Genomic DNA, 1275 nt, shown 5'->3' with positions numbered 1-1275 from the left:
GCTTCACCACGATCCCGTCGGCGGTGCGCTCCACCGCGTCGGCGCGAGCGTGCTTGACCAGCTCGACGCCGCGTTCGGCGAGGGCTTCCTCGAGCACGAGGGCAGCGTCGGCGTCCTCGCCGGGCAGCACGCGGTCGCGGCTCGACACGAGCTTCACCCGCACACCCATCTCGGTGTAGGCGGACACGAATTCGGCGCCGGTGACACCGGATCCGACGACGACCAGCGTCTCGGGCAGTTCCGGCAGGTCGTAGAGCTGGCGCCAGTTCAGGATCCGCTCACCGTCGGGCTCGGCGCCGGGGAGCACCCGCGGGCTCGCGCCGGTCGCGATCAACACGACCTCGGCCTCGAACTCCTCGGAGCTCCCGTCGGCCAGGTTCGCGCGCACGCGATGGGCCAAACCCGGTGCGGGCCCGACCAATTCGCCATAGCCAGGAAGTAGTTGCACACCCGCGGCCTGCAATTTGGCGCGGATATCGGAGGACTGTGCCAGTGCGAGCGCCTTGACGCGCGCGTTCACCTCGGGCAGATGCACCTTGGCCTGATCGGCATCGATATTGATGCCGAGGTCGCGCGCGCGACGCAGGTCGGTGCGCAGGCCCGTCGAGGCGATGAAGGTTTTCGACGGCACGCAATCCCACAGCACACAGGCGCCACCGATACCGTCGGCGTCGACCAGGGTCACCGTGGCCCCGTGCTGAGCGGCTACCAGCGCCGCCTCGTATCCGGCCGGTCCACCGCCGATGATCGCAATCCGTGCCACCAGTCACGCTCCTTGTGCTCGCCTGATCGGACCTGCCCCTTGTGAGGGCTCGTCCGTGCTGTCGCCCCATCATTTCAGGTGCTCTGTGACGTGCCCGGGTCGGATCGGTGAACAACGGTGCGCGTGTTCTGTGCCACGTTCGGCACCACCGGCAAGTGTGACCGTCAGCCGATCTGGGTGGGAGACAGGAATTCCACCGTGGTTATTGGCTACAGTTCGATGGTGCCGATCTATGCCGCCTACGGGTCCAACATGGACTCGACGCAGATGCTGGAACGCTGCCCGCATTCGCCCATGTCCGGGACCGGGTGGCTGGAGGGTTGGCGCCTGACCTTCGCCGGTGACGACATCGGCTGGGAAGGGCCGTTGGCCACCGTCGTCGAGGATCCCGGCTCCCGGGTGTTCGTCGTGCTCTACGACGTCTCCCCCGAGGACGAGGACAGCCTCGACCGCTGGGAGGGCTCCGACTTCGGCATCCACAAGAAGATCCGGATCCGGGTCACCGGCACCCC

2 protein-coding genes are annotated in these 1275 nt (G+C 67.6%); one reads left to right on the top strand and one right to left on the bottom strand.

Features of this window, described 5'->3' with window-relative positions; all coding sequences use genetic code 11:
- Window positions 1-763: FAD-dependent oxidoreductase (locus ACFWF3_RS36310; RefSeq protein ID WP_379318713.1), on the bottom strand; the 763-nt coding region annotated here is incomplete at its 3' end.
- A gap of 222 nt (window positions 764-985) precedes the next feature.
- On the opposite strand from ACFWF3_RS36310, the gene ACFWF3_RS36305 reads away from it, so the two are divergent.
- Window positions 986-1275, top strand: a 290-nt coding sequence (locus tag ACFWF3_RS36305; protein ID WP_379318715.1) for a gamma-glutamylcyclotransferase family protein, incomplete at its 3' end; no start/stop codon positions are given.

Origin of the sequence: Nocardia sp. NPDC060220, assembly GCF_042727815.1 — a bacterium.
Classification (GTDB): Bacteria; Actinomycetota; Actinomycetes; order Mycobacteriales; family Mycobacteriaceae; genus Nocardia.
The sequence above is the reverse complement of the archived record's forward strand: the minus strand, read 5'-3'. Positions and strand labels throughout refer to the sequence as shown.